General features: G+C 65.2%; 19 protein-coding genes and 2 tRNA genes. 12 read left to right on the forward strand and 9 right to left on the reverse strand.

What is annotated here, in order from left to right; all coding sequences use genetic code 11:
* Positions 1-2 precede the first annotated feature (2 nt).
* From gnd to ACZ5QD_RS14975, 9 genes are all read left to right on the forward strand, one after another.
* Positions 3-995 carry a phosphogluconate dehydrogenase (NAD(+)-dependent, decarboxylating) gene (gene gnd, locus ACZ5QD_RS14935; RefSeq protein ID WP_062367453.1) on the forward strand — a complete coding sequence of 331 codons (993 nt, stop codon included), beginning with the start codon at positions 3-5 and terminating at the stop codon, positions 993-995.
* Positions 996-1,013: 18 nt separating this feature from the next.
* Positions 1,014-2,264 carry a DNA replication/repair protein RecF gene (gene recF, locus ACZ5QD_RS14940; RefSeq protein WP_006896771.1) on the forward strand — a complete coding sequence of 417 codons (1,251 nt, stop codon included), beginning with the start codon at positions 1,014-1,016 and terminating at the stop codon, positions 2,262-2,264.
* On the forward strand, positions 2,257-2,808 hold the full coding sequence (locus tag ACZ5QD_RS14945; protein ID WP_006896772.1) for a DUF721 family protein: 552 nt from the start codon (positions 2,257-2,259) through the stop codon (positions 2,806-2,808). The genes recF and ACZ5QD_RS14945 overlap by 8 nt, the downstream gene beginning before the upstream one ends.
* 184 nt (positions 2,809-2,992) lie before the next feature.
* Complete coding sequence (gene gyrB, locus ACZ5QD_RS14950; protein ID WP_006896773.1) at positions 2,993-5,047, forward strand: DNA topoisomerase (ATP-hydrolyzing) subunit B; 2,055 nt, start codon at positions 2,993-2,995, stop codon at positions 5,045-5,047.
* 91 nt (positions 5,048-5,138) lie between these two features.
* Complete coding sequence (gene gyrA / locus ACZ5QD_RS14955) at positions 5,139-7,637, forward strand: DNA gyrase subunit A (protein WP_006896774.1); 2,499 nt, start codon at positions 5,139-5,141, stop codon at positions 7,635-7,637.
* A gap of 53 nt (positions 7,638-7,690) precedes the next feature.
* Positions 7,691-8,563 carry a DUF3566 domain-containing protein gene (locus tag ACZ5QD_RS14960; RefSeq protein ID WP_082781295.1) on the forward strand — a complete coding sequence of 291 codons (873 nt, stop codon included), beginning with the start codon at positions 7,691-7,693 and terminating at the stop codon, positions 8,561-8,563.
* A gap of 61 nt (positions 8,564-8,624) precedes the next feature.
* A tRNA-Ile gene (locus tag ACZ5QD_RS14965) sits at positions 8,625-8,701 on the forward strand.
* A 211-nt stretch (positions 8,702-8,912) separates the two neighbouring features.
* A tRNA-Ala gene (locus ACZ5QD_RS14970) sits at positions 8,913-8,985 on the forward strand.
* A 511-nt stretch (positions 8,986-9,496) separates the two neighbouring features.
* Positions 9,497-10,516 carry a hypothetical protein gene (locus ACZ5QD_RS14975; protein ID WP_348808983.1) on the forward strand — a complete coding sequence of 340 codons (1,020 nt, stop codon included), beginning with the start codon at positions 9,497-9,499 and terminating at the stop codon, positions 10,514-10,516.
* Here the strand turns inward: ACZ5QD_RS14975 and ACZ5QD_RS14980 are convergent.
* Positions 10,491-11,114 (reverse strand): hypothetical protein, encoded by a 624-nt coding sequence (locus ACZ5QD_RS14980; protein WP_348808982.1) that lies wholly within the window; start codon positions 11,112-11,114, stop codon positions 10,491-10,493. The genes ACZ5QD_RS14975 and ACZ5QD_RS14980 overlap by 26 nt on opposite strands.
* 1,462 nt (positions 11,115-12,576) lie before the next feature.
* Positions 12,577-12,891 carry a zf-HC2 domain-containing protein gene (locus tag ACZ5QD_RS14985; RefSeq protein ID WP_068746380.1) on the reverse strand — a complete coding sequence of 105 codons (315 nt, stop codon included), beginning with the start codon at positions 12,889-12,891 and terminating at the stop codon, positions 12,577-12,579.
* Between the two features lie 182 nt (positions 12,892-13,073).
* Between ACZ5QD_RS14985 and ACZ5QD_RS14990 the strand changes: the two genes are divergently transcribed.
* Positions 13,074-13,637 (forward strand): sigma-70 family RNA polymerase sigma factor, encoded by a 564-nt coding sequence (locus tag ACZ5QD_RS14990; protein WP_348808980.1) that lies wholly within the window; start codon positions 13,074-13,076, stop codon positions 13,635-13,637.
* A 33-nt stretch (positions 13,638-13,670) separates the two neighbouring features.
* On the opposite strand, the gene ACZ5QD_RS14995 is transcribed toward ACZ5QD_RS14990, so the two are convergent.
* From ACZ5QD_RS14995 to ACZ5QD_RS15020, 6 genes are all read right to left on the reverse strand, one after another.
* Positions 13,671-14,423: a hypothetical protein gene (locus tag ACZ5QD_RS14995; protein WP_348808979.1), complete on the reverse strand. Its 753-nt coding sequence runs from the start codon at positions 14,421-14,423 to the stop codon at positions 13,671-13,673.
* On the reverse strand, positions 14,420-15,055 hold the full coding sequence (locus tag ACZ5QD_RS15000) for a DJ-1/PfpI family protein (RefSeq protein WP_348808978.1): 636 nt from the start codon (positions 15,053-15,055) through the stop codon (positions 14,420-14,422). Before ACZ5QD_RS15000 ends, ACZ5QD_RS14995 begins: the two co-directional genes overlap by 4 nt.
* Complete coding sequence (locus ACZ5QD_RS15005; protein WP_464366905.1) at positions 15,052-15,903, reverse strand: L-tyrosine/L-tryptophan isonitrile synthase family protein; 852 nt, start codon at positions 15,901-15,903, stop codon at positions 15,052-15,054. The genes ACZ5QD_RS15000 and ACZ5QD_RS15005 overlap by 4 nt, the downstream gene beginning before the upstream one ends.
* Positions 15,904-16,031: 128 nt before the next feature.
* The gene (locus ACZ5QD_RS15010; protein ID WP_464366906.1) at positions 16,032-17,267 is read right to left on the reverse strand and encodes a cytochrome P450; all 1,236 of its coding nucleotides are present in this window, start codon (positions 17,265-17,267) and stop codon (positions 16,032-16,034) included.
* A gap of 19 nt (positions 17,268-17,286) precedes the next feature.
* The gene (locus tag ACZ5QD_RS15015) at positions 17,287-18,357 is read right to left on the reverse strand and encodes an ABC transporter substrate-binding protein (RefSeq protein WP_464366907.1); all 1,071 of its coding nucleotides are present in this window, start codon (positions 18,355-18,357) and stop codon (positions 17,287-17,289) included.
* A 138-nt stretch (positions 18,358-18,495) separates the two neighbouring features.
* On the reverse strand, positions 18,496-19,812 hold the full coding sequence (locus tag ACZ5QD_RS15020) for a PepSY-associated TM helix domain-containing protein (RefSeq protein WP_464366908.1): 1,317 nt from the start codon (positions 19,810-19,812) through the stop codon (positions 18,496-18,498).
* 382 nt (positions 19,813-20,194) lie between these two features.
* Here ACZ5QD_RS15020 and ACZ5QD_RS15025 point away from each other — a divergent pair, with 382 nt between their 5' ends.
* Entirely contained in the window at positions 20,195-22,189 is a 1,995-nt protein-coding gene (locus ACZ5QD_RS15025; RefSeq protein WP_348808973.1) for a cytochrome c oxidase assembly protein, read from the forward strand.
* Between the two features lie 369 nt (positions 22,190-22,558).
* Positions 22,559-23,026, forward strand: coding sequence for a heavy-metal-associated domain-containing protein (locus ACZ5QD_RS15030; protein WP_348809038.1), 468 nt, complete (start codon positions 22,559-22,561; stop codon positions 23,024-23,026).
* A 6-nt stretch (positions 23,027-23,032) separates the two neighbouring features.
* Here the strand turns inward: ACZ5QD_RS15030 and ACZ5QD_RS15035 are convergent, their stop codons facing one another.
* Positions 23,033-25,264, reverse strand: a complete 2,232-nt coding sequence (locus tag ACZ5QD_RS15035) for a heavy metal translocating P-type ATPase (RefSeq protein WP_464367275.1) — start codon at positions 25,262-25,264, stop codon at positions 23,033-23,035.
* Positions 25,265-25,279: the final 15 nt, after the last annotated feature.

The raw sequence follows: 25,279 nt of genomic DNA on the forward strand, positions 1-25,279 counted from the left end.
CCATGCAACTCGGACTCGTAGGACTCGGCAAGATGGGCGCCAACATGCGCACCCGACTGAGGGCCGCCGGACACGAGGTGGTCGGCTACGACCCGCGGCCGGAGGTGTCGGATGCGGAGAGCCTCGAGGCGATGGTCGGAGCGTTGTCGACTCCGCGCGCAGTGTGGCTGATGGTTCCCGCCGGGGACATCACCAGGCAGAACGTCGCCGCTCTCGCCGATCTTCTCGCTCCGGGCGACATCGTCATCGACGGCGGCAACTCGCACTACTCCGACGATCGGCCCCACGCGGATCTGCTCGCCGAGCGCGGTATCGGGTACCTCGACTGCGGAGTCTCGGGTGGCGTGTGGGGTCTCGAGAACGGCTACGGTCTCATGGTCGGCGGCTCAAAGGCCGACGTCGAGACGGTGATGCCGATCTTCGACGCTCTCCGTCCGGACGGAGAGCGTGAAGACGGCTTCGTGCACGCCGGCCCCGTCGGCGCCGGTCACTACGCGAAAATGGTGCACAACGGCGTCGAGTACGGGCTGATGCACGCCTACGCCGAGGGGTACGAACTGCTCGATGCCGAGCCGCTGATCGAAGATGTGACGGGCACGCTCCGGGCCTGGACCCAGGGTACGGTGGTGCGGTCGTGGCTGCTGGAACTGCTGGTCCGGGCGCTGGACGCCGATCCCGGCCTCGCCGGGATCTCGGATTACACCACTGATTCCGGCGAAGGTCGCTGGACGGTGGAGGAGGCGATCAGGCATGCGGTGCCCGCGAACGTGATCTCGGCGGCACTCTTCGCCCGATTCGCCTCGCGGCAGGACGAGTCGCCGGCGCTGAAGGCCGTCTCGGCTCTGCGGAACCAGTTCGGCGGCCACGCGATGATCGACACCGCTGGTCAGAGCATCGGCGAGACCGCTGGTCAGAGCTCCGACGAGACCGGTGGTCAGAGCATCGACGAGACCGGTGGTCAGAGCTCCGGCGAGCCCGCAACGCCGAACTCGTGACGGCGAGGTAGCGGTTCGTTGTTCGTTCGCGAGCTGACTCTGCGCGACTTCCGGTCCTGGCCGCACGCGCAGTTCACGTTGTCGCCCGGGACCACGGTCTTCGTCGGTCGCAACGGTTTCGGCAAGACCAATCTCCTCGAATCGCTGTTCTATGTCGCGACCCTGCGCTCGCATCGGGTCTCGTCCGACGCTCCGCTGGTGCGGACCGACGCCGAGGCGGCTCGGGTGACAGCAACGGTGGAGAACGACGGCCGCGAACTCACCGTCGAGCTGACGATCCCGGCCCAGGGCGCCAACAAGGCGACGATCAACACGCGACCGGTTCGGCGCACCCGCGAAGTGCTCGGAATCCTGCGTGCGGTGCTGTTCGCACCCGAGGACCTCGCACTCGTGCGCGGCGAACCGGGGGAGCGTCGCCGCTTCATCGACGAACTGGTGGCGCAGCTGCGACCGCTCGCGGCGGGCGCGAAGGCCGACTACGACCGGGTTCTCCGACAGCGATCCGCGCTGCTCAAGACTGCGAGTGCGGCGATGCGCCGGGGCGGGTCACAGGCCGATTCGGTGCTCGGCACCCTGGACGTGTGGGACGCCCAACTCGCCGAGACGGGTGCGCAGGTCACCGCCTCCCGCATCGCGGTGGTGCGGCAGCTCGCCCCGTTCGTCACCGAGGCCTACTCGTCGATCGCCCCGCACTCGAGGCCCGCGCACATCTCGTACCGGTCCGCCGCCGGCGCCGCCGTCGACGCCAGCCCAGGCGGTGACGACGCGGTGCCCGCGATCCGCGACATCCTCGCCGAGCGTCTCGCCGAACTGCGCAGCAAGGAGATCGAGCGGGGGATGTGCCTGGTGGGACCGCACCGCGACGACCTCCTGCTCGGTCTCGGCGACGAACCCGCGAAGGGTTTCGCCAGCCACGGCGAGAGCTGGTCGTTCGCGCTGTCGCTGCGGCTCGGCAGTGTCGAACTGCTGCGGGCCGACGGCGTCGAACCGATCATCATGCTCGACGACGTCTTCGCCGAACTCGACGTCACCCGGCGCAGACTGCTGGCCGAGTTCACCTCCGGCGCCGATCAGCTGCTGATCACCGCCGCCGTCGCCGACGACATCCCCGAATCGATCGGCGGACGCCGGATCTGTGTCGGAGTCACCGACGATGATGGTCGCAGGCACTCGGTGGTGACCGCCGACGACGCGCCCGAAGGGGGACCGACCTCGGCCGGGGCGTCCGGCGCGGATACCGCTCCGGACGAGGGGAGTGATGATGACTGACGAGAAACCCACTGTGCAGCCGGAGGGGCTGTCGGGGTACGACCTCGCGAGGGCTGCTCTGGAAGAGGCCCGGGCGCTGGCCCGCGCTCAGGGCAAACCCGTCGGCATGGGACGGTCAGCACCCATCAGAAGCAGGCGCCGGACCAGTGATCGATCGCGTCGGCGCTGGTCAGGAGCAGGTCCGGACCCTCGCGACCCGCAACCGCTGGGAAGCATGGTCGGCAGGGTCGCCAAGCAGCACGGCTGGGAGTCCCGCATCTCCGAGGGCGCGCTGTTCGGCATGTGGCCGTCGATCGTCGGCGACGACATCGCCTCCCACGCCGACCCGACGAGGCTCGAGGGAACCGTCCTGCACGTCAGGGCCGAGTCGACGGCGTGGGCCACACAGCTGCGGTACATGCAGGGTCAGATCATCGCGAAGATCGCGAAGGTGATCGGCCACGGAATGGTGACGAGTCTGCGGATCACCGGCCCCCAGGCGCCGTCCTGGCGGAAGGGGCCGCGGCACATCTCCGGACGCGGTCCGCGCGACACGTACGGCTGAGCCGCGCAACGATCGCCCGATTTCGACACGAGAGGCTTTAAACCGGATCGACCCATGATCGGTCCCGGCTTGAACCAAGTTCGTCGGTCTCCGTCGCTACTGGGGCGTGGTAAACGCGGCTCTGGGTTGATTACCAAGTACACTGGTCGGTAACTGTCCCCAACACGAATGGGAGCTGACCGGAGTGGCAGACACCAGCGGCAACGCACCTAAGAAGTCAGGCAAGTCAAAGCCGAGCGAATACGGTGCCGACTCGATCAGCATCCTCGAGGGTCTGGAAGCTGTCCGCAAGCGTCCCGGCATGTACATCGGTTCCACCGGTGAGCGCGGTCTGCACCACCTGATCTGGGAAGTCGTCGACAACTCGGTCGACGAGGCGATGGCCGGCTACGCCACCCGCGTCGACGTGACCCTGCTGGCCGACGGCGGCATCCGCGTCGTGGACGACGGTCGTGGCATGCCCGTCGGCATGCATGCGACGGGTGTGCCCGCGGTGGAGGTCATCATGACCCAGCTGCACGCCGGCGGTAAGTTCGACTCCGATTCATACGCGGTGTCGGGCGGTCTGCACGGCGTCGGCATCTCGGTGGTCAATGCGCTGTCCACGAAGGTCGAGCTGGAGATCAAGCGCAACGGTTCGGTGTGGCGGCAGACGTACACCAACGCCGAGCCGGGTCCGCTCGTCGAGGGCGAGGCCGCGTCCGGCACCGGGACCAGCGTCTCCTTCTGGGCCGACGGGAAGATCTTCGAGACCACCGAGTACAACATCGAGACGATCGCCCGGCGGCTCCAGGAGATGGCCTTCCTGAACAAGGGCCTCACCATCACCCTGACCGACGAGCGGGTCCACGAGGCCGTGCTCGAGGCAGAGGTGGAGGAGTCGGAGGACGGCGACGCCAGCATCAAGACCGAAGAGCAGAAGGCTACGGCCATCGCTAAGGTCAAGACGCGGACGTACCACTACCCGGACGGCCTCATCGACTACATCAAGCACCTCAACAGCCGCACCAAGGCCCCGATCCACAAGACCGTCGTCGGCTTCACCGCCAAGGGTGAGGGCCACGAGGTCGAGATCGCGATGCAGTGGAACGAGGGATACGCGGAATCGGTCCACACCTTCGCCAACACCATCAACACCGCTGAGGGCGGTACTCACGAAGAGGGCTTCCGCGCGGCGCTGACCAGCACGGTCAATCGGTATGCGATCGACAAGAAGCTCATCAAGGAGAAGGACGGCAAGCTCTCCGGCGACGACATCCGAGAGGGTCTGGCCGCCGTCATCTCCGTCAAGGTGGCCGACCCGCAGTTCGAGGGCCAGACCAAGACCAAGCTCGGTAACACCGAGGTCAAGAGCTTCGTCCAGAAGACGTGCAACGAGCACCTGGCGATGTGGTTCGACGCGAACCCGGCCGAGGCCAAGACCATCATCCGCAAGGCCGCGGATTCGCAGCAGGCCCGACTCGCGGCGCGTCGCGCACGTGAGCTCGTCCGCCGCAAGACCGCGACCGACATCGGCGGCCTGCCCGGCAAGCTCGCCGACTGCCGCAGCAACGACCCCAGCAAGTGCGAGGTCTACATCGTGGAGGGCGACTCCGCGGGCGGTTCCGCCAAGTCGGGCCGCGACTCGATGTACCAGGCGATCCTGCCGCTGCGAGGCAAGATCATCAACGTCGAGAAGGCCCGCATCGACCGCGTTCTCAAGAACGCCGAAGTCCAGTCGATCATCACCGCCTTCGGCACCGGCATCCACGATGAGTTCGACATCAGCAAGCTGCGCTATCACAAGATCGTGCTGATGGCCGACGCCGACGTCGACGGTCAGCACATCGCGACGCTGCTGCTCACGCTGCTGTTCCGCTTCATGCGGCCGTTGATCGAACAGGGACACGTCTTCCTCGCGATGCCCCCGCTGTACAAGCTCAAGTGGCAGAAGGGCGCCGAGCCGGAGTTCGCGTACAACGACCGCGAGCGCGACGCGCTGCTCGAGGCCGGCCGCGCCGCGGGCAAGAAGATCAACCCGGACGACGGCATCCAGCGTTACAAGGGTCTGGGCGAGATGAACGCCAGCGAGCTGTGGGAGACCACGATGGATCCGGAGGTCCGCGTCCTCAAGCAGGTCACCCTCGACGACGCCGCTGCCGCCGACGAACTGTTCTCGATCCTCATGGGCGAGGACGTGGTGGCACGCCGCACCTTCATCGCGCGCAACGCCAAGGACGTTCGCTTCCTCGACGTCTGATCCGTCCACCGACTTCGACTCCGCGGATCCCGGCAGTGCCGGGGACCGCACCCGATGCCAGCACGCGGCGTTGGCCGCAGGAAAGTGATTCATGAGCGACGAAACTGATCTGCCAGAGAACAACGGCGGGGACCGCATCGAGCCCGTCGATCTCGGGCAGGAGATGCAGAACAGCTACATCGACTACGCCATGAGCGTGATCGTCGGACGCGCCCTGCCGGAGGTCCGCGACGGCCTCAAGCCGGTGCACCGCCGGCTTCTGTACGCATCATTCGACGCCGGTTTCCGTCCCGACCGCGGCTACGTGAAGTCGGCCCGCCCGGTGTCGGAGACGATGGGTAACTACCATCCGCACGGCGACAGCTCGATCTACGACGCGCTGGTGCGTCTGGCGCAGCCGTGGTCGATGCGGTACCCGCTCATCGATGGTCAGGGCAACTTCGGTTCGCGAGGCAACGACGGCGCCGCCGCCATGCGATACACCGAGGCCCGACTCACTCCGCTGGCCATGGAGATGCTGCGCGACATCACCGAGGAGACCGTCGACTTCATCCCGAACTACGACGGCAAGACGCAGGAGCCGACGGTGCTGCCGTCGCGCGTCCCGAATCTGCTGATCAACGGTTCCGGCGGCATCGCGGTCGGTATGGCGACCAACATCCCGCCGCACAATCTGCGCGAGGTCGCGGACGCCGTGTTCTGGGCGTTGGAGAACCCGGAGGCCGACGAGGAGGCGACGCTCGCCGCCTGCATGGAGGCCGTCAAGGGGCCGGACTTCCCGACCGCCGGACTGATCGTCGGCAGCCAGGGCATCCGCGATGCCTACATGACCGGCCGCGGCAGCATTCGGATGCGCTCGGTGGTCGACATCGAGGAGGTCAAGGGCACCACTCAGCTGGTCGTCACCGAGCTCCCGTACCAGGTGAACCCGGACAATCTGATCAGTTCGATCGCCGAGCAGGTCAACGACGGCAAGCTCAAGGGCATCAGCAAGATCGAGGATCAGTCGTCCGATCGTGCCGGCCTGCGCATCGTCATCACCCTGCGACGTGACGGCGTGGCTCGCGTGGTGCTCAACAACCTGTACAAGCACAGCCAGCTGCAGACCAACTTCGGCGCCAACATGCTGTCGATCGTCGACGGTGTGCCGCGCACCCTGCGGCTCGACCAGATGATCCGCCTCTACGTGGCGCATCAGATCGACGTCATCATCCGGCGCACCCGGTACCGGCTGCGCAAGGCCGAGGAGCGCGCACACATCCTGCGCGGCCTGGTGAAGGCGCTCGACGCGCTCGACGAGGTCATCGCCCTCATCCGCGCGTCGGCCAACACCGAGGCGGCACGGACCGGCCTGATGGATCTGCTCGACATCGACGAGATCCAGGCCGATGCGATTCTGGCCATGCAGCTGCGTCGACTCTCGGCTCTCGAGCGGCAGAAGATCATCGACGAACTCGCCGAGATCGAGCGCGAGATCGCCGACCTGAAGGACATCCTGGCCCGCCCGGAACGCCAGCGCGCCATCGTCAGGGACGAACTCAAGGAGGTCGTCGACAAGTACGGCGACGATCGCCGCACCCGGATCATTCCGGCCGAGGGCGATGTGACCGACGAGGACCTGATCGCCCGCGAGGACGTCGTCGTCACGATCACCGAGACCGGGTACGCCAAGCGCACCAAGACCGATCTCTACCGCAGCCAGAAGCGCGGAGGCAAGGGAGTCCAGGGCGCCGGATTGAAGCAGGACGACATCGTCGCCCACTTCTTCGTCTCGAGCACCCACGACTGGCTGCTGTTCTTCACCACCAAGGGTCGCGTCTACCGCGCCAAGGCCTACGAACTGCCGGAGGCCAACCGCACCGCCCGTGGCCAGCACGTCGCGAACCTGCTGGCCTTCCAGCCGGAGGAGCGGATCGCGCAGGTGATCCGGATCTCCGGCTACGACGACGCGCCGTACCTGGTGCTCGCCACCCGCAACGGACTGGTCAAGAAGTCGCGGCTGGACGCCTTCGATTCCAACCGCTCCGGCGGCATCGCGGCGATCAATCTGCGCGGCGACGACGAGTTGGTCGGCGCGCGACTGTGCAGCGCCGACGACGACCTGCTGCTGGTGTCGAAGAAGGGTCAGTCGATCCGATTCACCGCGGACGACGAGACGCTGCGGCCGATGGGACGTCAGACCTCGGGTGTGCAGGGTATGCGGTTCAATGCCGACGATGAGTTGCTCAGCCTCACCGTCGTCCGGCCCGACACCTTCCTGCTGGTCGCGACGTCGGGCGGCTACGCCAAGCGGACCGACATCGAGGAGTATTCGGCGCAGGGCCGCGGCGGCAAGGGCGTGCTGACGATCCAGCACGATCCCAAGCGCGGCGACCTGGTGGGTGCTCTCGTCGTCGATCTCGACAGCGAGATCTACGCGATCACCTCCAGTGGAGGCGTGATCCGCACCAAGGCCAAGCAGGTCCGAAAGGCCGGCAGGCAGACCAAGGGCGTGCGCCTGATGAATCTGTCCGAGGGCGACAACCTCATCGCGATCGCGCGCAATGCGGACGAGCCCGATGAGGACGAGGGCGCGGCAGACGACAACTAGCCCATCTCAGCGGTTAGGGTTTGGGGTAGTACCCGTTCAGTGAGGAATCGCCTGTGAGCACACCGAATCAGCCGGACGACAAGAACGTCGAACGCGGGGTCGTGCCCCCGCCGTGGAAGCGTGCGGAGACCTCCGCCGCGACCGGGCTGACCGCGGGGGAGATGGCCAAGGCCGCCGGGACGGTCGGCGACGACCGTCCCGGCGGTCCGCCCCCGCGCGGCGTTGTGTCGGGTGCTTCCCCGCGGACGGAGTCGAAGCCACCGGTCCCGTCGAGTCCGCCTTCCGGTCCGATGCCGGCGGTCAAGGCTCAGCAGGGGCCGACGCCTCAGCCCGGAAAGCCCGGTCCTGCGGGACCGCCGGCCGGCCCCCAGCCGGGTGCGAACCAGCCGGGTGCCAAGCCCGCCCCCTTCGTCGAGTCGGAGACGCGGAACATTCCGCGCGAGGATCTCGCGCCGAAGGACGAGCTGCCCGATCTGGACTCCATTCATCACACCGAGCAGGCGAAGGAACAGGCCATCGCCCGCGCCGCGAGTCAGACGATCCCCGCCCGGGCCGTCGGCACGCCGCTGCGTGCCGCGGTTCAGATCCGCCGCGTCGACCCGTGGTCGGTGTTCAAGGTGACCGGGGTCCTCTCGGTCGCGGGGTTCTTCATCTGGATGATCGCCGTCGCCATCCTCTACGGCGTGCTGGGCGGCATGGGTATCTGGGATCAGATCAACAGTTCCTTCGGCACGCTCGTCAGTGCAGACGGCAGCACCAGCGGTCAGGACTTGATCAGCGGCGGCCAGGTATTCATGTTCAGTGCGCTCTTCGGTGTCGTCGCTGCGATTCTTCTCACAGCCCTCGCCACCATCTCGGCCTACATCTACAACGTGTGCGCGGACATGGTCGGTGGTGTCGAGGTGACGCTCGCGGATCTCGACTAGCGCTGTGACCAGCCGTTTTGGAGATGTATCGCGGTTCGGGTAATCTTCATTCTCGGTTCAAGGGCCTATAGCTCAGGCGGTTAGAGCGCTTCGCTGATAACGAAGAGGTCGGAGGTTCAAGTCCTCCTAGGCCCACCAGAATTCACCGGCCGGTGACCCGGCACGGGGCCTTAGCTCAGTTGGTAGAGCGCCGCCTTTGCAAGGCGGATGTCAGGAGTTCGCCCGGTTATCTCCAGCTGACAGGTTCGGTAAGGGGTTGACCAGCAGGGATGCTGTGGTGGACATGTCCGCCACGAGGTCGTAGTTTGGCGGTGGGACGGTGCCCAGCAGTGGGTGCACAACCACACAAGGGGGCTTAGCTCAGTTGGTAGAGCATCGCCTTTGCAAGGCGAGGGTCAGGGGTTCGAATCCCCTAGCCTCCACAGATGTGATTAGTTGCTGACAATGTCGTCGGCGAGGAGCCCCCAAGGCCATCGGCCTGGGGGCTCCTCGCGTCGGTAGGGCCATCGGTGACGTAAAGGTGACGACGTCCGGGACCTGTCATGTGCAGGCTCTAGAATAGAGACAGCTGAAGCCCGGCTCGTTTGCAGACGAACCGGGCTCCGCTGAACAACTGAATCACCGCTCCGAGGGCTCAGGCCCTCGATACTGTGACCGTTGCGAATGTCTTTGGATGACGTCTCCGATGGTAGACGGTGTGCGCGGGTTCGCCAAACACCGCAATGGTTGGTGTGGGCGAGCGACGTGGACCTCGGCGTGGTGGCTCATCCACAACGCCTTGAGGAGGCACCGTTGACCAACGACAGTCGCGACTCTGATCGCACTACCGATTCCACCAGCACTGATCGGGCTGGAGGGGCCCGGCCCGTCCAGGTCGGGCAGAACCGGCTCGAGGGTATGTCGACGGACCTGTTCGTTCAGGTCCCGACTACCTTGATCGACCCGACCCGCGCTCTGATCGCGGCGGAAGGTGTCGGCGCGGTCTACACCGTGCCGTGGCAGTCCCGCACGTCGAGGGTGGCGGTCGCTACTACGGCGGCGGACCAGACCCTCAAGAGGTGCCCGGAAGCGTCGCTGCTGCTCGATGCCAACCTCTACAGCGGGAAGAAGCATCGCAAGACCGCGGACGCGGCACCGACGCAGGACTGGATCACCGTGCAGCGCCGGGCCGGTCTGGGCTGGGCCCTGACCGACTCAGGGTATGTGGCCGAGGGTGATACCGCGGGACTGGTGGGCACGCTCGAGGCTGCCGCGCGGTTCGGGGAGAAGGTGATCGCGGCGTTGCCGATCGCGGGCCGGTGGTTGACGCATGACGCTGACGTCTTGCGCGGCGCGATCGACGTGCACGGGCTGCCGGTGGCGTTGATGGTCGAGGACACCGACGACCCGTTCGACCGGCGCAACGCCGTCGCGGGACTGGTGAACGTCCTGGGCGCCGAGACACCGGTGATGCTGCTACGCAGCGACACCGCGGGTTTGGGTGCACTGGCGTACGGCGCCGCCGGCGCCGCGTTGGGATCGTCATCGAGGTACCGGCACATCTACCCCATCCGCGAGGGCGGTGGTGGGGGCGCGTCGGTCTCGTTCATCGTTCCCGAGCTGCTTGCGTACACGTCGCTGACGGCGTTCGAGCGGCACTTCATCAAGGACGAGACACACGCGGCGTGGTACTGCGACTGCTCGTTCTGCGGCGGCCGGACATTGACGTGGATCCGCACCGCGGACAAGCCCGAGTCGGCAGCGTTCTCCCACTCGGTGGCCGCAGTCGCGTCGCTCGGGCGAGGGATGGCGACGGCGATCGCCACGCACAGCGGTCCGCAGACGTGGACCGCGATGTGCGAGTCCGCGCGCGAATACAACATTGAGATCGAGAAGATCACCAATGGCGACTGGGGGCGCAAGCGTGCCCTGTCCGAGTGGATCGACCTCAAGCCGGAGCCGGCTGCGGCGTAATCGGCACTCCGGTCGCGAGGGCGTGAGCGAATAGCCGCTCCTCCCAGTACCGCACCGCGACGATCCGCGGCGGATCGGCAACCTTCGACCCCCGCACCAACAGTTCCTCGCCGGCGTGAGAAGTGTGCACCACGCTCACGCCGGCGAGGTCCGCCGCCGTCAAGCTCAACGCCGTGGGCCGCCGCTCGGTCAGCACCACGGTTTCCCCGAACCCGCGAAGCTCGCTGGCGACATACAGGGCCCTCTTCCACTGCCCGGTCGCGACGAACCCGACGATGCTCAACGGTGCCGCCGGCGGCGCTCCAGCGCCCTCCGCCGGACACATCTCCCACAGCTCGAGGACCTGCGCGTCGAGCATCGGTCCCGCCCCGGTCGACATCCGTTCGACGACGGTCGATGACCATCGGACCACCGGATACCCGCGAAGCCCCGACAGTTCGGTCCGTGGCAACACTGACACCGAGCTATCGAGGACCAGCTCCGCAGCCGTGACCACTGCCGCGTCGACGAGACCCGCCGGCGGGACGACAGGGACCTCGAACAGCGGGATCTGACTCGCCTCCGCGGGGACCGTCCGGGTATGCCGCCGCGCCGTCACCTGTCGTTCTTCCTCACGGTTACCACGGGCGTCGGTTCCGGCGCGATGACCCGCGACGCGGCGAACAGATGAATGCGGTCCTCCAGGGCCAGGAACGCCACTACGCTCCCGATATCCAGACCGGCCGACTCCAGGACCGCCGCCGGCAGCGCGATCTGTCGTGACGTCCGCAGCCTGCGCGGGCGATCCGGATTGCCTCGTACGGAGGGCTTCGTCCCGCGCGGGCCGCGAGTGGGAACGATCTCGACGATCCTCTGGTCAGCGACAACTCCGATTCGGACCCACGAGGGCTGCCGCACCCCGGACGCCTTCGCGACCTTCGCTGGGATGGTGATCCGGCGGAAGCTATCGATCGTCCGGGGGACCCGTAGGAAGCATACTGCTGATTTTAGCAGTCAATGTCCTAATAGTCACTGGTACTAGGGATTACAGAGCAGCATCATCGTGCCGGCCACTGCCCTGTCAGGCCAGATTGGCGGCGCTGGTCACCGAAGAGGACACCGACATCACGGAGCATCGGGATTGGCTTACCTACACGGCGCGTCGAGACGAATCGGCACACCGTGCGAACAGTTCTAGTTGAGCGCATCACAGCGAATGACGCATGTCTCTTGACGTGGGAGTGAGAGGAGCTGCGCTCAAGCACGATTCAGGCGGCCACTTCGTCAGACGTGCCTTGCGGTCACACGCCTCTTAGCCGTTCAACCCGGCACAGGCCGGAACCTACTACGTCGCCTCATGCCGCCGTGACGAGCCGATCTCCGCGGTGGCCGCGAGTAGACCTGCGGCGAACTCCTGTCTGGCTCGGGCCGGCCGGCACGCCGCTGTCCACGCAGCCTCGCACCCAGCGATGATCGCGATAACGAACGCCGCGACTGCCGTTAGTGCGGCAATGATAGGAACCACGGTAGCTAGGGCGACTGACGAGAGGCCGAGAAAGCCAGCGGCGGAAAACACTCCGCTGGCTCGGAGCAGCGCTTCACGTCGGTCATGGCTCACTGACATCGGGTCCACAGGGGGCCAACACGCCTGCAGTCGGGGATCGGATGCCAATGTCCTCAAGGCGTCCTCGGCCGAGCGTTCGAGTTGCTCGGCATCTACCGGGAGAGGGATGTGCCGGAGCAACTCACCTGCGGTCCTGATAGTGCGAGCCTGTGCTGCCAGGTCGTGGTGAAAGTCGATGACACGTCTGAGCAAGACGGGATCCGGTCCGGCTATCGCTGTCCGCATTCCAATCCCCTTAGCCGCGCGAGCGCGCGACACTGCTTGCTGCAGCGCCGACTTCGGCGGTTGCTGGAGCAGAGGTACTAGATCCGATCACGACCGACAGGACCATCATCGCGATTGCTAGGCGTGAGACGAGCGCATGAGCCACCGGGTTTCCCTTCGACATGCTGACGACCGCGGCACAGGGGCCGCTTCATACAGTTAGTCGCACGGCGGGGCCTCGAGGTTCCCAGTTTCACGCGCCTTGTCGGCACACGCAGAGGTCACCGCAGCCGCACGGCTCGGAGCAACCGCACCGGTCGCCGCAGCCGCACACCGTCTTGAGGTCGATCAGGCTGAGCACGCGGTCGGTGAAACCTTGTGTCGGCGCGGAGTCAGGGACCGCCGTGAGCCGCAAACGACGGTTGATCCTCGTCATCTCCGTGTACCAGTTGCGGCATGCCGGACAATTGCTGAGATGGTCCTGTGCGTTCACCGCATCCGCGGCGCCCTGCTCTCCGTCGAGATCCGCGGAGAGCGCCTCACGAGCGTGATCACAGTCGATGCTCACGTGCCCCTCCTACCTGTCGAAGTGCTACTCAATTGATCAGATTAGTCGTGGCCACCGCTATCCGTCGAGGACGATCGGCAGCTACGGAATCCCGCGAAGCCGTGAGCGCCAACTACGCAGAGTAGTAGTTTGTTACCCCCTGGAGGTACCCGTGTGCCTCCTGGCCTGGTTTCATATGGGCTATGTCGCATAGATCCGGCGCGGACGCGAAGCTCACCGAGCTGGCGCTCGCTGCTGGGCGCGGTGAGAGCGCAGCGCTGGAGGAGTTCATCCGCACGACCCAACGCGACGTGATCCGCGTGATCTGTCATTTGAGCGGTCCGCAGGACGCCGAGGACCTGGCGCAAGAAACCTTCTTGCGCGCCATCGGAGCTTTGCATCGTTTCGAAGGTCGGTCCTCGGCGCGCACCTGGCTCATTAGCATCGCGCGTCGGGTTGTTGTCGATGCTCGCAGGCATGCGCGGGCGCGGCCTCGGCTCGCGAGCCAGGATGTCCAGGCTGTGTTCGAGGCCACGTGCGTTGCGCCGGGGATGGGGTTGGAGACCCGCGCGAGCGTTCTTGACTTGTTATCGGGCCTGTCTCCTGAGCGGCGGGAGGCGTTGGTGCTGACCCAAGTGCTTGGGTTCAGTTACGCCGAAGCTGCTGACGTCACGGGAGTGCCGATCGGGACTGTCCGCTCCAGGGTGTCGCGGGCCCGCGCTGATCTTGAGGCAGCGACTCCCTCTAATCACGTAGCAACCGGGTAGGGCTCCCCGCTTCCTGCCCTACAGTGAAGATCATCAGATTCGGCGAGGGATCACACCTGCTGGTACCGGTGATAGCGCCGGGCGCCGGACCTGAAGGAAGAGCGCGTCGAGTGAGGTGGCTAGCTGCCCATCTGTGATGTCTGCGTCGCCGATCACGGTGATCCTGTGTCGTGAAGGGTCGATGCCGAGATCCGAGGCACCGTACGTGCTGGGCTTGCCGATGTGCGGCAGAGCGCCCGGGTCGAGTCCGGCGCCAATAACCGCGTGCCCGAGTCCGGGAATGTAGCGCCCTTCGCGGGAAAGGACGGTGTCGATGTGTGTGAGCGCTAGCCCTGGCGGAACCGGGTCCGGATACCCGAGCCGGTAGGACGCAGCGATGCTTCCGGCAGTGCCGGTCATGGAGCTCAGGACGCAAATCCCGTCTGATACCGGCCATCGGTGATTCGATTGTGCCGTCACCTCGAATCCGGCGGCATCGAGGTGCTCAGCCAGTTGTTCGTTGCCGGGGGCGTAGATCTTGCGCTGGCGGCCGTACTGTGCCGCAATCCATGCTGGGGCGAGGTCGAGCGCTGTCCGGATGTTCGCGACGGCAACGTCGCGTACCCCCATGGATTCAAGTTTGGCAGCGATCGTCCTCTGGTCTGCGACATCGCTGTTCGACAAGTAGTAGGTGTCGCTCGCCGGTAGGCGATTGACGATGCCTATTACCTCGAAGATGGGGACTTCACTGCTGTAGATCGTCCCGTCGAGGTCGATGATGTAGACGGATCGCTCGAACCCGGTCACGTCTGAGGGGAGACGATCGCGAACGGATCATCGTGCGGGTCGGTCCGCACCTCGAGCTCGATCATCTCCGTCGCGTACTGCGCCGTCTCGTCACCATGCAAGTGCCTGATCAGCGCTGCAGTCATGTCCATACCTGCGGCGACACCGGATGCTGTCCAGAACTTCGCGTCGGTCACCCACCGTGCCCGAGGCTTCCAGTCCACGTTCGGACCGAACGATCTGACCCAGTCGAAGGCCTTCTTGTTGCTGGTAGCTGCGCGACCGTCCAAGATTCCCGCTATTGCCAGTGCTGCTGTGCCCGTGCACACGGAGGCCACGATCTCCGCGGTTTCCGCCAGCGCGCGAAGGGCTCCTAGTGCCCTCTGGTCGGCGACGAGTCGCTCGATTCCGATCCCCCCGGGCACGATCAGTATGTCGACCGGCTCAGCGTCGGCAATGGTCGTGTCCGCGATGACGCAGACGCCCTGAGAGCTCTGGACGGTGCGCGCGTTGGTGCTGATGAAGCTCAGCCGGAAGTGTTTGGGCAGCACACTGAGGATTTCGACGGGGCCGAAGGCATCGAGGAGCTCGAAGCCATCGAAGAGGACGATTCCGACGGTTCTGGAGGGCTGTGCGCTAATGACGTCGGTCATGGGAGCTCCTGTGCGTTGGCGCATCCGGTGAGGGGCTGCTCGATGAAGTGGCTGAGGCTGCCGTCCTGATGGACGGGAACGTATTTGGCGCGGGCTTCGGCGTGACTGGTCAGTCGCGGCCGGCCGGAGGTGTCGTAGACCAGTACCGAGTGCCAGGGGGTAGTCCAGATGTCGTCGTCCGGTGCGATCAGTTTGATGCCGAGTTTCGGTGAGAGCCGGGGCTGGGGGTGGATGGAGAGCCTGACCGCTTCGGGGAAGTGGATATCGAGGATGTTTCCCCATGCGGTGCTGAAGCGGATCAGCTGGTAAGCGCGCTGTTTCGCGTTCTTCTGGAGCTGTGATTTTGTTCCGGCCCAGTCGACGGTGTCGGCGATCATGAACCTGGTCATGCCGCGCAGGAGCCGGGCGGAGTTGCCACCGGCCTTGACGTCGGCGCGGATGTCGTCGAGCGCGGGTGCCCACTGGGTGTCGAGCTGGTGGCGTTTGGCGGCGAAGTCTCCGTCGCCCCAGATCTCGCGGAGGTCGAAGGTGCTGAGGTGGGATAGGCCTTCGTCGGCGATCATCTTCACGAGGGCGTCGTTGTACTCGACGATCGTTTCGTCGTCGACACCGATGATGTCGGTGAAGACGTGACCGTCGGAGCAGATGGTCACCCGTGCTCCTGGCGGATGAACGTGAGATATCTGGCTGCAGATCTCGTTGAGAACGTGCAGTGCGACCCGCTCGGCTTCATCGGGCAGCGTGCCGGCCACTTTGGCCGGGTTGGGGGACTTGCACGGGAAGCCCGGGATGATGAAGTCAATCGGGATTCGCCGCTCGACTGCGGTGCGGATCTTCGCCAACTGCACGGGCCAGTCATCAGGCGTTGGCCCGTCGTCATCGGTGGTACGCCTGCGTGGCAGAAGCACCGCAAGGATCTCGCGTGCGACTTGGTCCGCCTGCTTGTCTTCGGAGTCGTTTCTCGAGATTGATGTGCTCACGCGGGTTTCACCGCGCTGTACCGGATGGGCAGTTTCGTCACACCGCGAGCGAGTGGGGCGTGGAGGAACTCGAGGTCGGTCTCCTCGCAGTCGAGGCGCAGGTCTGTGATGCGCGCGGTGATCGCGGTGAGGGTCTCCTGGATCTGGATGCGCGCGAGATGGGCACCGGGGCAAAAGTGCACGCCGTGGCCGAACGCCAGGTGCGGATTCGGTGTTCTCTGCAGGTCGAGCTCGGCCGGGCAGCGGAACTTCGCCGGGTCACGATTGGCGGCCATCAGGGAGATGATCACCGAGTCGCCGGCGGGTACCGTGTGATCTCCGAATTCGGTGTCCTCGGTGAAGAATCGCCAGGTGGTCTGTCCGAAGGCGCTCTCGTACCGCAGGAGCTCTTCGGTGGCGCGATCGATGCCATCGGGATGAGCGACGAGCCACGCGTGAGCGTCGGGATGGCGCAGCAGCGTCAGGATCGCCATCCCCAGTTGGTTGGTCACGGGGTCCTGGCCCGCGGCGAGCAGCTGGAAGATGATCGAAGACAGCTCATTCGAAGTGAGATCGCCGTGCTCGTGTTCGCGGACCAGGCGTGCGAGCAGGACACTCTGATCGCCGGAGCCGCCGGTGAAGTGGGCGACGACGTCGGCAATGTAGCCTTCCAGCCCGCGTAGCAGCCCTTCGTAGTGGGGCCGTCGGGGATCGTCCGGCCCTACTGGCGCTACGACGCCACCCCATGCCGGGTCAAACTGTTGCGCAAGGTTGTCCGGTAGGCCGATCGCATCACGCAAGGCCAAGAACGGTAGCCGGCCCGCGAAGCCCTCGATGAAGTCCACGGATCCGACAGGGAGGTCATCGATCAGAGCGTGCACATGTGCGCGGATGCCGGCGCGGTGCGCTTCGGAACGCCGGGCCGTGAAGTGGTCGGCGATCATCGCGCGCATAGCGGTGTGCCGAGGCGGATCCTGGTGTAGCAGGTGGACTTGCAGCCGCGAGTGCTGTGGTTCGGGCATGATCGATGCCTTCGCATGCCACCGCGCGTTGGCGCGGGCGTGGTTCTTCCCGAGCCGGTCGTCGCCCAGAGCCGCGTGCGCGGCGTCGTAGCCCGTCACGAGCCAGGCGTCGATCGCGGGGAATGCGACCGGGTGAACCGTCCCCTGCTCGCGCAGTGACGAGAACAGGGGGTAGGGGTCGCGGTAGTAGTCCTCACCGTACAACGGTGCAGGCTGTTCGCTGGTGCTCATGGAATCGGCTTCCGTCCGGCTATCGAGATGTGCTGACGGAGTCAACGATGGCCGCGACCTGTTCCGCGTTTGCGGGGCCGGCGAGCGTCATGTCTTCGGACGTGGTCCGGATGTAGCGTTTCTCGCGTACCGCCTTGAGTCCGCGGGTTCGGGGGTCGGCCTCGAGCGAGGTGATCGCGGCATCCTGGGCGGCACGTACCGAGGTGTCATCGCCGGTACGTCGAACGGCGATCGTGATCCAGTCCGGGTCGGCGGCTACGAGGTCTTCGTAGGTGAACTTGCCGAACGCGCCGTCGATGCGGCCGCCCAGCGGGGTGGTTCCGGCGAGGGTGTAGATCGCGTTGGCGATCTGCCGGTTTCCCGGTGTGGTCAGCGTGTCCTTGCTCGCTGCGACATCGAAATGGAAGACAGTCGGCGTCCTTGAGCCGGATCGGATCTTGCCGCGAGCTGACTCGATTGTTTTCTTCATGGATGTGACCATCTCGTCGCCTGTCTGGCGGTGACCGGTCAGCGCGGCCAGGTCGCTGATGTCGGAGTAGACCTGGTCGAGATCGGTGCGGGGACCGGAGAGGTACTTCGCGCACGCAGATGACTTGATGAACACCTTCGTCAGGTTCGCGGCCTGGAACTCCGCGGCCGTGGGCTCGGGTGTGCCCATCATGTCCATGCTCGCGAACGTTGCCAGGAACACCTGCGCGCCGGAGGATAGGAGCTTCTCTTTGTCGATGTTGCCGTCCGAGAGTCGTTGGGCGGAGGTGAGCTTGTCGCGGACGTCAGGCGCGAGCGCGTCGAGACCGCGAGCCCAGCCCACCCCTGACACTTGTTGGCCGGCTCCGAGGCGCGCAAGTAGATCCGCGCCGGCGTTGTTGGAACTGATGATCTTCGTCGGTGCGGTGTCGAACCGGTGAGGGTTGCGCCCCTCGCAGTCGGTCGTCGTCACCGGCTCGAATGGCGTGCCGGACGTTGTCGAGGAATCTGCTGTCGTTCCGGAGCACGAGCAGAGAACTCCACCTACGGTGACGAGGACCGCCGCGATCGTTGCCCGCCTCGAGATTGTTGTACCCATCATTGTTTTTTCACCCTTCACCATCGGCGATCGGCTCAGTGATGACCGCCGCCTCACAGGATTAGTCGGATGCCGTGTCGATCGAGTTCCCGCGCCCTGCGCTCGCGAGGATCACGGCGGTGTCGACAGTGGTGGGACCTGCGAGTGCTGCATCTCGTCGAGCTAGCTCAGCTTCGGTCGCTTGCTGGCTTGGATCGCCGCGTCGATGGCAATGAACAGGGCCAACGAGAAGGCCCAGTACGGTAGCAACCAGCCGATGGGTAGAGCGATCACGAGCGCCCCGATGCGGACGGGCCAGCCGACCGCTTTCCAAGTGCCCAAGGCGGTCCCCATGCCACCCCGTGTTGGCCGCCGTTTCCACCACATGCGGTAGCCCATGACGACGATTGCGACTATCGCCATCGCAACGGCGAGCAGCGTGATCTGGAGAGGTAGACCGAACATCGTGCCCATGTGTAGGTAGATGCCCCAGGACGAGAGTTTGCTGAATGTAGGCAGGTCAGCGAAGTCCTGACGAGCGATTGTTCGCCCGGTAGCTCCTGCGACGGAGATTTGATCGGAGGCAACTCGACCGGGCACCCACAGCTCGGATGCCTTCCAACCGCCGTCCATCGCGGTCGGTGGATACAGCCGCAGTGGCCCGGTCAGGCCCTCGGCGCGAGCGGTTTGCAGTACCCGTGTAGCTTGCCCAGCCGTGTCCAGAGGCACGGTTTCGGCGGCGGAGACCTTTGTCGCGATCGGAGTTGCCTTCCAGTTCATCTCTGCCACGATCGTGTTGACGCTCTTGCCCGCAGTGTTGGACCAGGTGATCCCCGTGAGCGAGAGTCCTATCAGGACGACCGCCACGACGGAGCCGGTGATGGCATGGAGATTCATTGCGCGCACGCGGGAGCCCTTCTTCGACGGCAGCCCTCGGAGCATGCGGGGGATCGGGCCGCGCAGCTTGCGCTTGCGGCGCCTCACCGAGCGCCACCACAGGAACGTACCGCCGAGCACGAGGAACCAGAGCCAGGAGGCGGCAAGTTCCGAGTACACGAATCCGGGTTCACCGAGATGCAGGTTCTCGTGAAGCCCTGACACCCACCGCCGCAATGGAAGCTCCCCCAGTCCGGAGTAACTGGGTAGATCACCGATCACCCGACCGGTTCCGGGATCGACGAACACGGCGCGCTGTTCGTCAGCCTCGATATTGGGGTCGTTGAACAAGATCCGAGTCGGATCGCCAGCCTTATCCGAGGGCCAGATCTGCGCAACAGTTAGGTCGGGGTGAGTCTGTTGTGCTGCGAGAATCTGATCCTGCAGCGGAACCTGCTCGGCGGACGCCGGGACCTCCAGGACAGATCGGTACACGAACGATTCAATGGTGGGGGACATCGCATACAAGCCACCAGTGAGGGCCGCGAGCAAGATGAACGGAGCAACAAGCAGCCCGCCGTAGAAGTGCAACCGCGCCAGTAGCGCCTGAATCTGAGCCGCCACGGGAGGCCGCCGAGGCCGACTCACATCCGGCTACTCGAGTTGCCGGATGACCAGAACGTGAGCGGAGCGACCTATGACAGCAGTAGTGAGTCGAGCGACGTGCTCGCCTTTTCCAGCGACCTGTGCCAGGTGTTCATGGCGGCTGGAATGGGAATCATGTTCTTGGCAATGGTCTAATTTCATGGCTATGCGCGCGTGACCCGTCGTATGGGCGAGCGGCGGGAGACTCCCTGGAGGGGTCATCGCGTAGACCGGCTTGATGCCCCTCTCCTCATGATTGCACTGACGTGCTCATCGGCACCTCAGTGCGGTCCGCTGACCAGGCAGGCCCGTATACTGGCCTTCGACGCCGAACCCCGGCGGGCTAGGAGCAAGTGACTAAGTGAAGACCGTCGTCACCGACGAGCCGAGGACGGTTCGCCTGCACAAGCGCCTGGTCAGCGCGATACTCGCGGGAGTCGCGCTCTTCGGGTTCCTTTCACTCGCTCTGTACGCTGCGACCGTCGGCGACAGCCGGTTCGCTGAACGAGGCGACCCGAATCCGGGCCGCCTCGTCAGTGTGCTCGACGTCGTCGGCTACTTCGCGGGAGTTGGGCTCGTAGGGCTCAGCCTTGGTGCACTCGTCTATGTGATCACGTGCGCACGTTTCGATGACACTGGATTCATTGACGCGACTGTCTATCCGGCCCAGCGCACCTTCGCCCGCGCAACCTGCTTACTCGCGTTCCTCGCCTGGGGCATGGTGATCATTGCGGCCGCAGACGGTGCTGGATCGTCGCTGGGCAAATTGATGTCGACCGACTATGTGTTCGACGCAATCGCCATAAGCGAGAAGTCAATCGCCTGGCTGACCCTCGCCGTCTGCGCGACCGTGGTCACAGTGCTCGGGTGGGTTTCACTGTCGTGGATGGTCCACGTCGTCGCCCTGGTGCCGACCGGAATCGCGGCAACCGCACTGTTCGTGGCGGGCAATGCGGGTCAGGGCCCGAACCACGACTACAGCACTGGGCTCGGGATCTTCTTCGCGCTGGCGCTCACCGTCTCGTTCGGTATCCGGGTCGCCGCCGCGCGAGCACCGGTTCTTGACAGCCGCGCCGATCGGCAGATTGTCGATCGGCGGCGCGCCTGGATCACCTTGGTCTCCGATGCGGTCGGCCTACTGTCGGCGCTTGCCTTGCTTGGCCTCCTGCTGCCTGCTGAGTCTCTTTTCTCCACGCCGTTCGGGGAGGCGTCCTGGGTGATGGTCGTGGCAATGATCGTCGCCCTCCTGACGTCCGTGCGGGCGCTCCGCGCGACAGGGAAAGGCCGGGACACAAGCCGCATCGACCTTGCAGGCTCAGTTGCTATGCTCACCGCGATCGCCTGCTGGGCTGTCCTGGATACTCGGGTCGCGCCCGGGCTCCTGACCCATCCATTCACCGCATGGGATGTGTTCCTAGGCTACGAACTGCCCGGCCCCCCGACCGCCTGGACTCTCGCTACGTTCTGGCGTTTTGACCTTTTCATTGGTCTTCTCACCATCGTCGGGACCCTCGCCTACTTGATCGGGGTGCGAAGGCTGAAGGCTCGCGGTGACACGTGGCCGGCCGGTCGCACCCTCGCCTGGGCGACCGGTTGCGTCCTGTTGGTGCTCGTTGTGTGCTCCGGCGTCCGTTCGTACGGATCGGCGATGTTCAGCGTCCACATGGCCGAGCACATGGCGCTCAATATGTTTGTTCCCGTCCTATTGGTGCTGGGCGCACCGGCCACCCTGGCCCTGCGCACCCTGCCCGCCGCGCGGGCAGGAGGGCCTCCCGGACCACGGGAATGGGTATTGAAAGTGCTGCACTCCAAGGTGACGGCATTACTGTCGAATCCGGTCATCGCGCTGGTGATCTTTGTACTGTCGCTCTACATTGTGTACTTCTCGCCGATCTTCGGCACGTTCGCTCGCTACCATTGGGGGCATGTACTGCTGACGCTGCACTTCCTGATCGTCGGCTATCTGTTCTTCTGGGTAATCATCGGCATCGACCCCGGACCGCGCCGCATCCCGTATCTAGCACGCATCGGACTTCTGTTCGCGGTCATGCCGTTCCACGCGTTCTTCGGTATCGCCCTGATGACGATGTCGACCGTCATTGGCGACAAGTTCTACGGCCAGCTCGACCTACCTTGGATCAGCGATAGGCTCGACGACCAGTGGCTTGGCGGAGCCATAGCCTGGGGCATCAGCGAAATCCCGGTGTTGATCGTCGTTGTCGCAATCGTGGCGCAGTGGGCCAAATCAGATAGCCGAGCAGGCCGCCGTGCCGACCGGCACGCGGCAACCTATGAGGACGCCGAACTCGACGACTACAACGCCATGCTCGAGGAACTCGCCAGGTCGCGCCGTTGAATGACGCCCGTTCGAGTGCCTGCCGACCTAACGAGGAGCCGCCGGACGGACCTGAGGCATACTGACAGCATGCGGTGCGAGGTCGCGCGCGAGGCCATGTCGGCTCGTCTTGACGGAGAACGGGAGAATGTCCCTTCCGCACGCGTAGACGAGCATCTTGCGGGCTGCGCTGCCTGCACCGCGTACGCGGCGGCTGTTAGCGCGCTCGACGCAGTCGGCCCAGATCCGGCACCCGACCTCGCAGACAGGATCCTCGGCGCTGTCCGCGAGCAGCCGCAACCGGTGTCTGTTCCAGGGCGGGCTCGGTGGTCGCGCAGTCGCATCCTGTGGACCAGTGCTGCCGCCGCGGCCGCACTCACAGGCGGATTAGTGGTCGCCTCGGTACTTCGCCCCGCCAGTTGGGTAATCCTGCTCCTGCTCGCGGCCGCATTCTGCCTCACCTGCGCGCTGACGCTGGCCGCTGGCCGTGATCCGAGGGCACTGCGGCGATCGGCAACTGAACGCGCACCGATCGACACTGAAAGCCAAGGTGGCGAGGCACTTTCCGAGGTCGGGGACCGGGATGCAGTGATAGTCTCGATACGGAGAATCGAACCCAATCAGGAACTGGTGGAATCCATGGCAACGATCACTGTGCCCGTCGACGGACTGCACTGCAACGGCTGCGTCGAGACGGTAACCAAGGATGTCTCGGCTATCCCCGGCGTCCAGTCCGTCCAGATCGACCTCAACACCCGTGGTGTCTCGCAGGTGAGGATTGATGCTGACGAGGATATCGCGGACGAGGTTATTGATCAGGCCATCCGCGCGCACGGCAATTTTATCGTCACGCGCTGACGTAGCCTATTTCGTCCGGCCGAAGCGCTGGAGGCGGAGGCTGTTGGTGACGACGAACAGCGATGACATCGCCATCGCACCGCCCGCGATGAGTGGATTGAGCAGACCTAACGCCGCGATCGGGATCGCGGCGACGTTGTACCCAAACGCCCAGATCAGGTTTGTCCGGATGGTTCTCTGGGTGGCGGTCGCCAAACTGAGGGCCGCGGGTACGGACCGCAGGTCGTCGCGCACCAGGATGATGTCGGCGGCGCTGATCGCCACGTCCGTGCCGCGGCCGATCGCTAGGCCCAGGTCCGCCGTCGCGAGCGCAGGCCCATCGTTGATGCCGTCGCCGACCATGGCGACCGACCGACCATCGGCCTGCAGGCGCCGCAACCGCTCCACTTTTTGGTCGGGGAGCATTTCGAAATGAACCTCGTCGATTCCGACCTCTGCGGCCACCGTGCGCGCCGCCCCTTCGTTGTCGCCGGTAAGCAGCACCGTGCGTAGACCCGCGGCCTGAAGCGCGGCGATCGAAGGAGCGGCGGACTGCTTGACGAGGTCTGCGACCGCGATCAGCCCGGCAATGGCGTCGTCGACTATTACGAAGACGACCGTCTTGCCCTCGGCTTCGAGTTCCTTGCATCGGCGCGCCACGGTTGCTGGCACCACCGCAGCCCGGCTCGTCCAGCGCGGTGAACCGACGCTCACTGTGCGGCCGTCCACGACGCCGGAGACGCCACGACCCGGCTCCACCCGGAAGTCATCGACCGGTTCGAGGTCGCGGCCGTCGGTAGCCGCGACGATCGCCGCGCCTACTGAGTGCTCCGAGGCGTTCTCCACAGCGGCCGCAAGACAGAGCACCTCGTCGTCGGCGAACCCTTCAACGGTGTGCACCTCGCCAACTCGGAGGACGCCTTGGGTAACGGTGCCTGTCTTGTCGAACACGACAGTGTCAACAAGTCGGGAACTGTCGAGCGTCTGGTACCCCTTCAGGAAGATTCCAAGCTGTGCGCCCCTACCGGTAGCCACCATCACGGCGATGGGGGTCGCCAGCCCCAACGCGCATGGGCAGGCGATTATCAGGACTGCCAGTGCGGCGGACACGCTCGCGGTGGCCGGTTCTCCGAGCGCTAGCCATACTCCGAGCGTGATCAGCGACAGAACGACAACTACTGGTACAAACACGCTTGCGATGCGGTCTGCGAGACGCTGTGCGTTCGCTTTCCCCGACTGCGCCTCCTCAACGAGCCGCATCATGCCTGCGAACTGAGTATCAGGGCCGACAGCGGCCGCCTCGACGATAAGTCGCCCGTCCAGCACCGTAGTGCCACCGATGACAGCGTCGCCCGGCTCGACCTCCACCGGAAGCGACTCGCCGGTCATCGCGCTAATGTCGACGCCAGCGCTGCCTTCAATGACGAGGCCGTCGGTACCGATCGTCTCGCCGGGATGGACGACGAACCGCTGCTCTTCTTTCAGTTCGCCGGCCGGGATCCGCATTTCCGCGCCGTCTGTCAACAGAATCGACACGTCTTTTGCGCCGATTGCCGCGAGCGCCCGCAGTGCGCCGCCAGCCCGTGAACGGGATCTAGCCTCGAAGTAGCGTCCGGCCAGCACCAGAACGGTCACCCCTGTCGCGACCTCCAGGTAGATGGAATCGCTGTGCCAGATTGCGTCCCACACGCCAGGCGAAGAGTCGGGGTTGCCTGACTCGGTTATTAGTGTGTAGAGAGACCATCCGGTCGCCGCGAGGATGCCGATGGTGACGAGAGTCTCCATGCTTGCGTTGCCGGTCCGCAGGTTCTTCGCCGCGACTCTGTAGAAGGGGGAGGCGCACCACGTGACGATCGGCGCTGCGAGTGCAAGCAGCAGCCACTGCCAGCCGGGGAATCGGGTGCTGGGCACCACGGCGAAGACGATGGAAAGGTCGGCGAGCGGAACGAACAGAACGACAGCGAGCGCCAGCCTGCGGAATAGGTTCTTTGCTGTCTCCGCATCAGCGTCTGGGATCGGCTGCGGCGTGTCCGATCGCGCCGTAGCCCCGTAGCCGGCTTTTTCGACGACAGCGCATAGTTCGGTGGTGGATAGGTTTTTGCCCGCGTCGACTGTCGCAATGCGTGTCGCGTAGTTCACGGAGGCACGAACACCGTCAACCTTGTTGAGTTTGCGCTCCACTCGGGCCGCGCACGCACCGCATGTCATCCCGGTCACATCCAGCTGGATCCGGCGCACGCCATCGCTGTCGTCGTGGATCTCCTTGACCGCATC

The sequence above is a fragment of the Gordonia sp. J1A genome, from assembly GCF_055393515.1.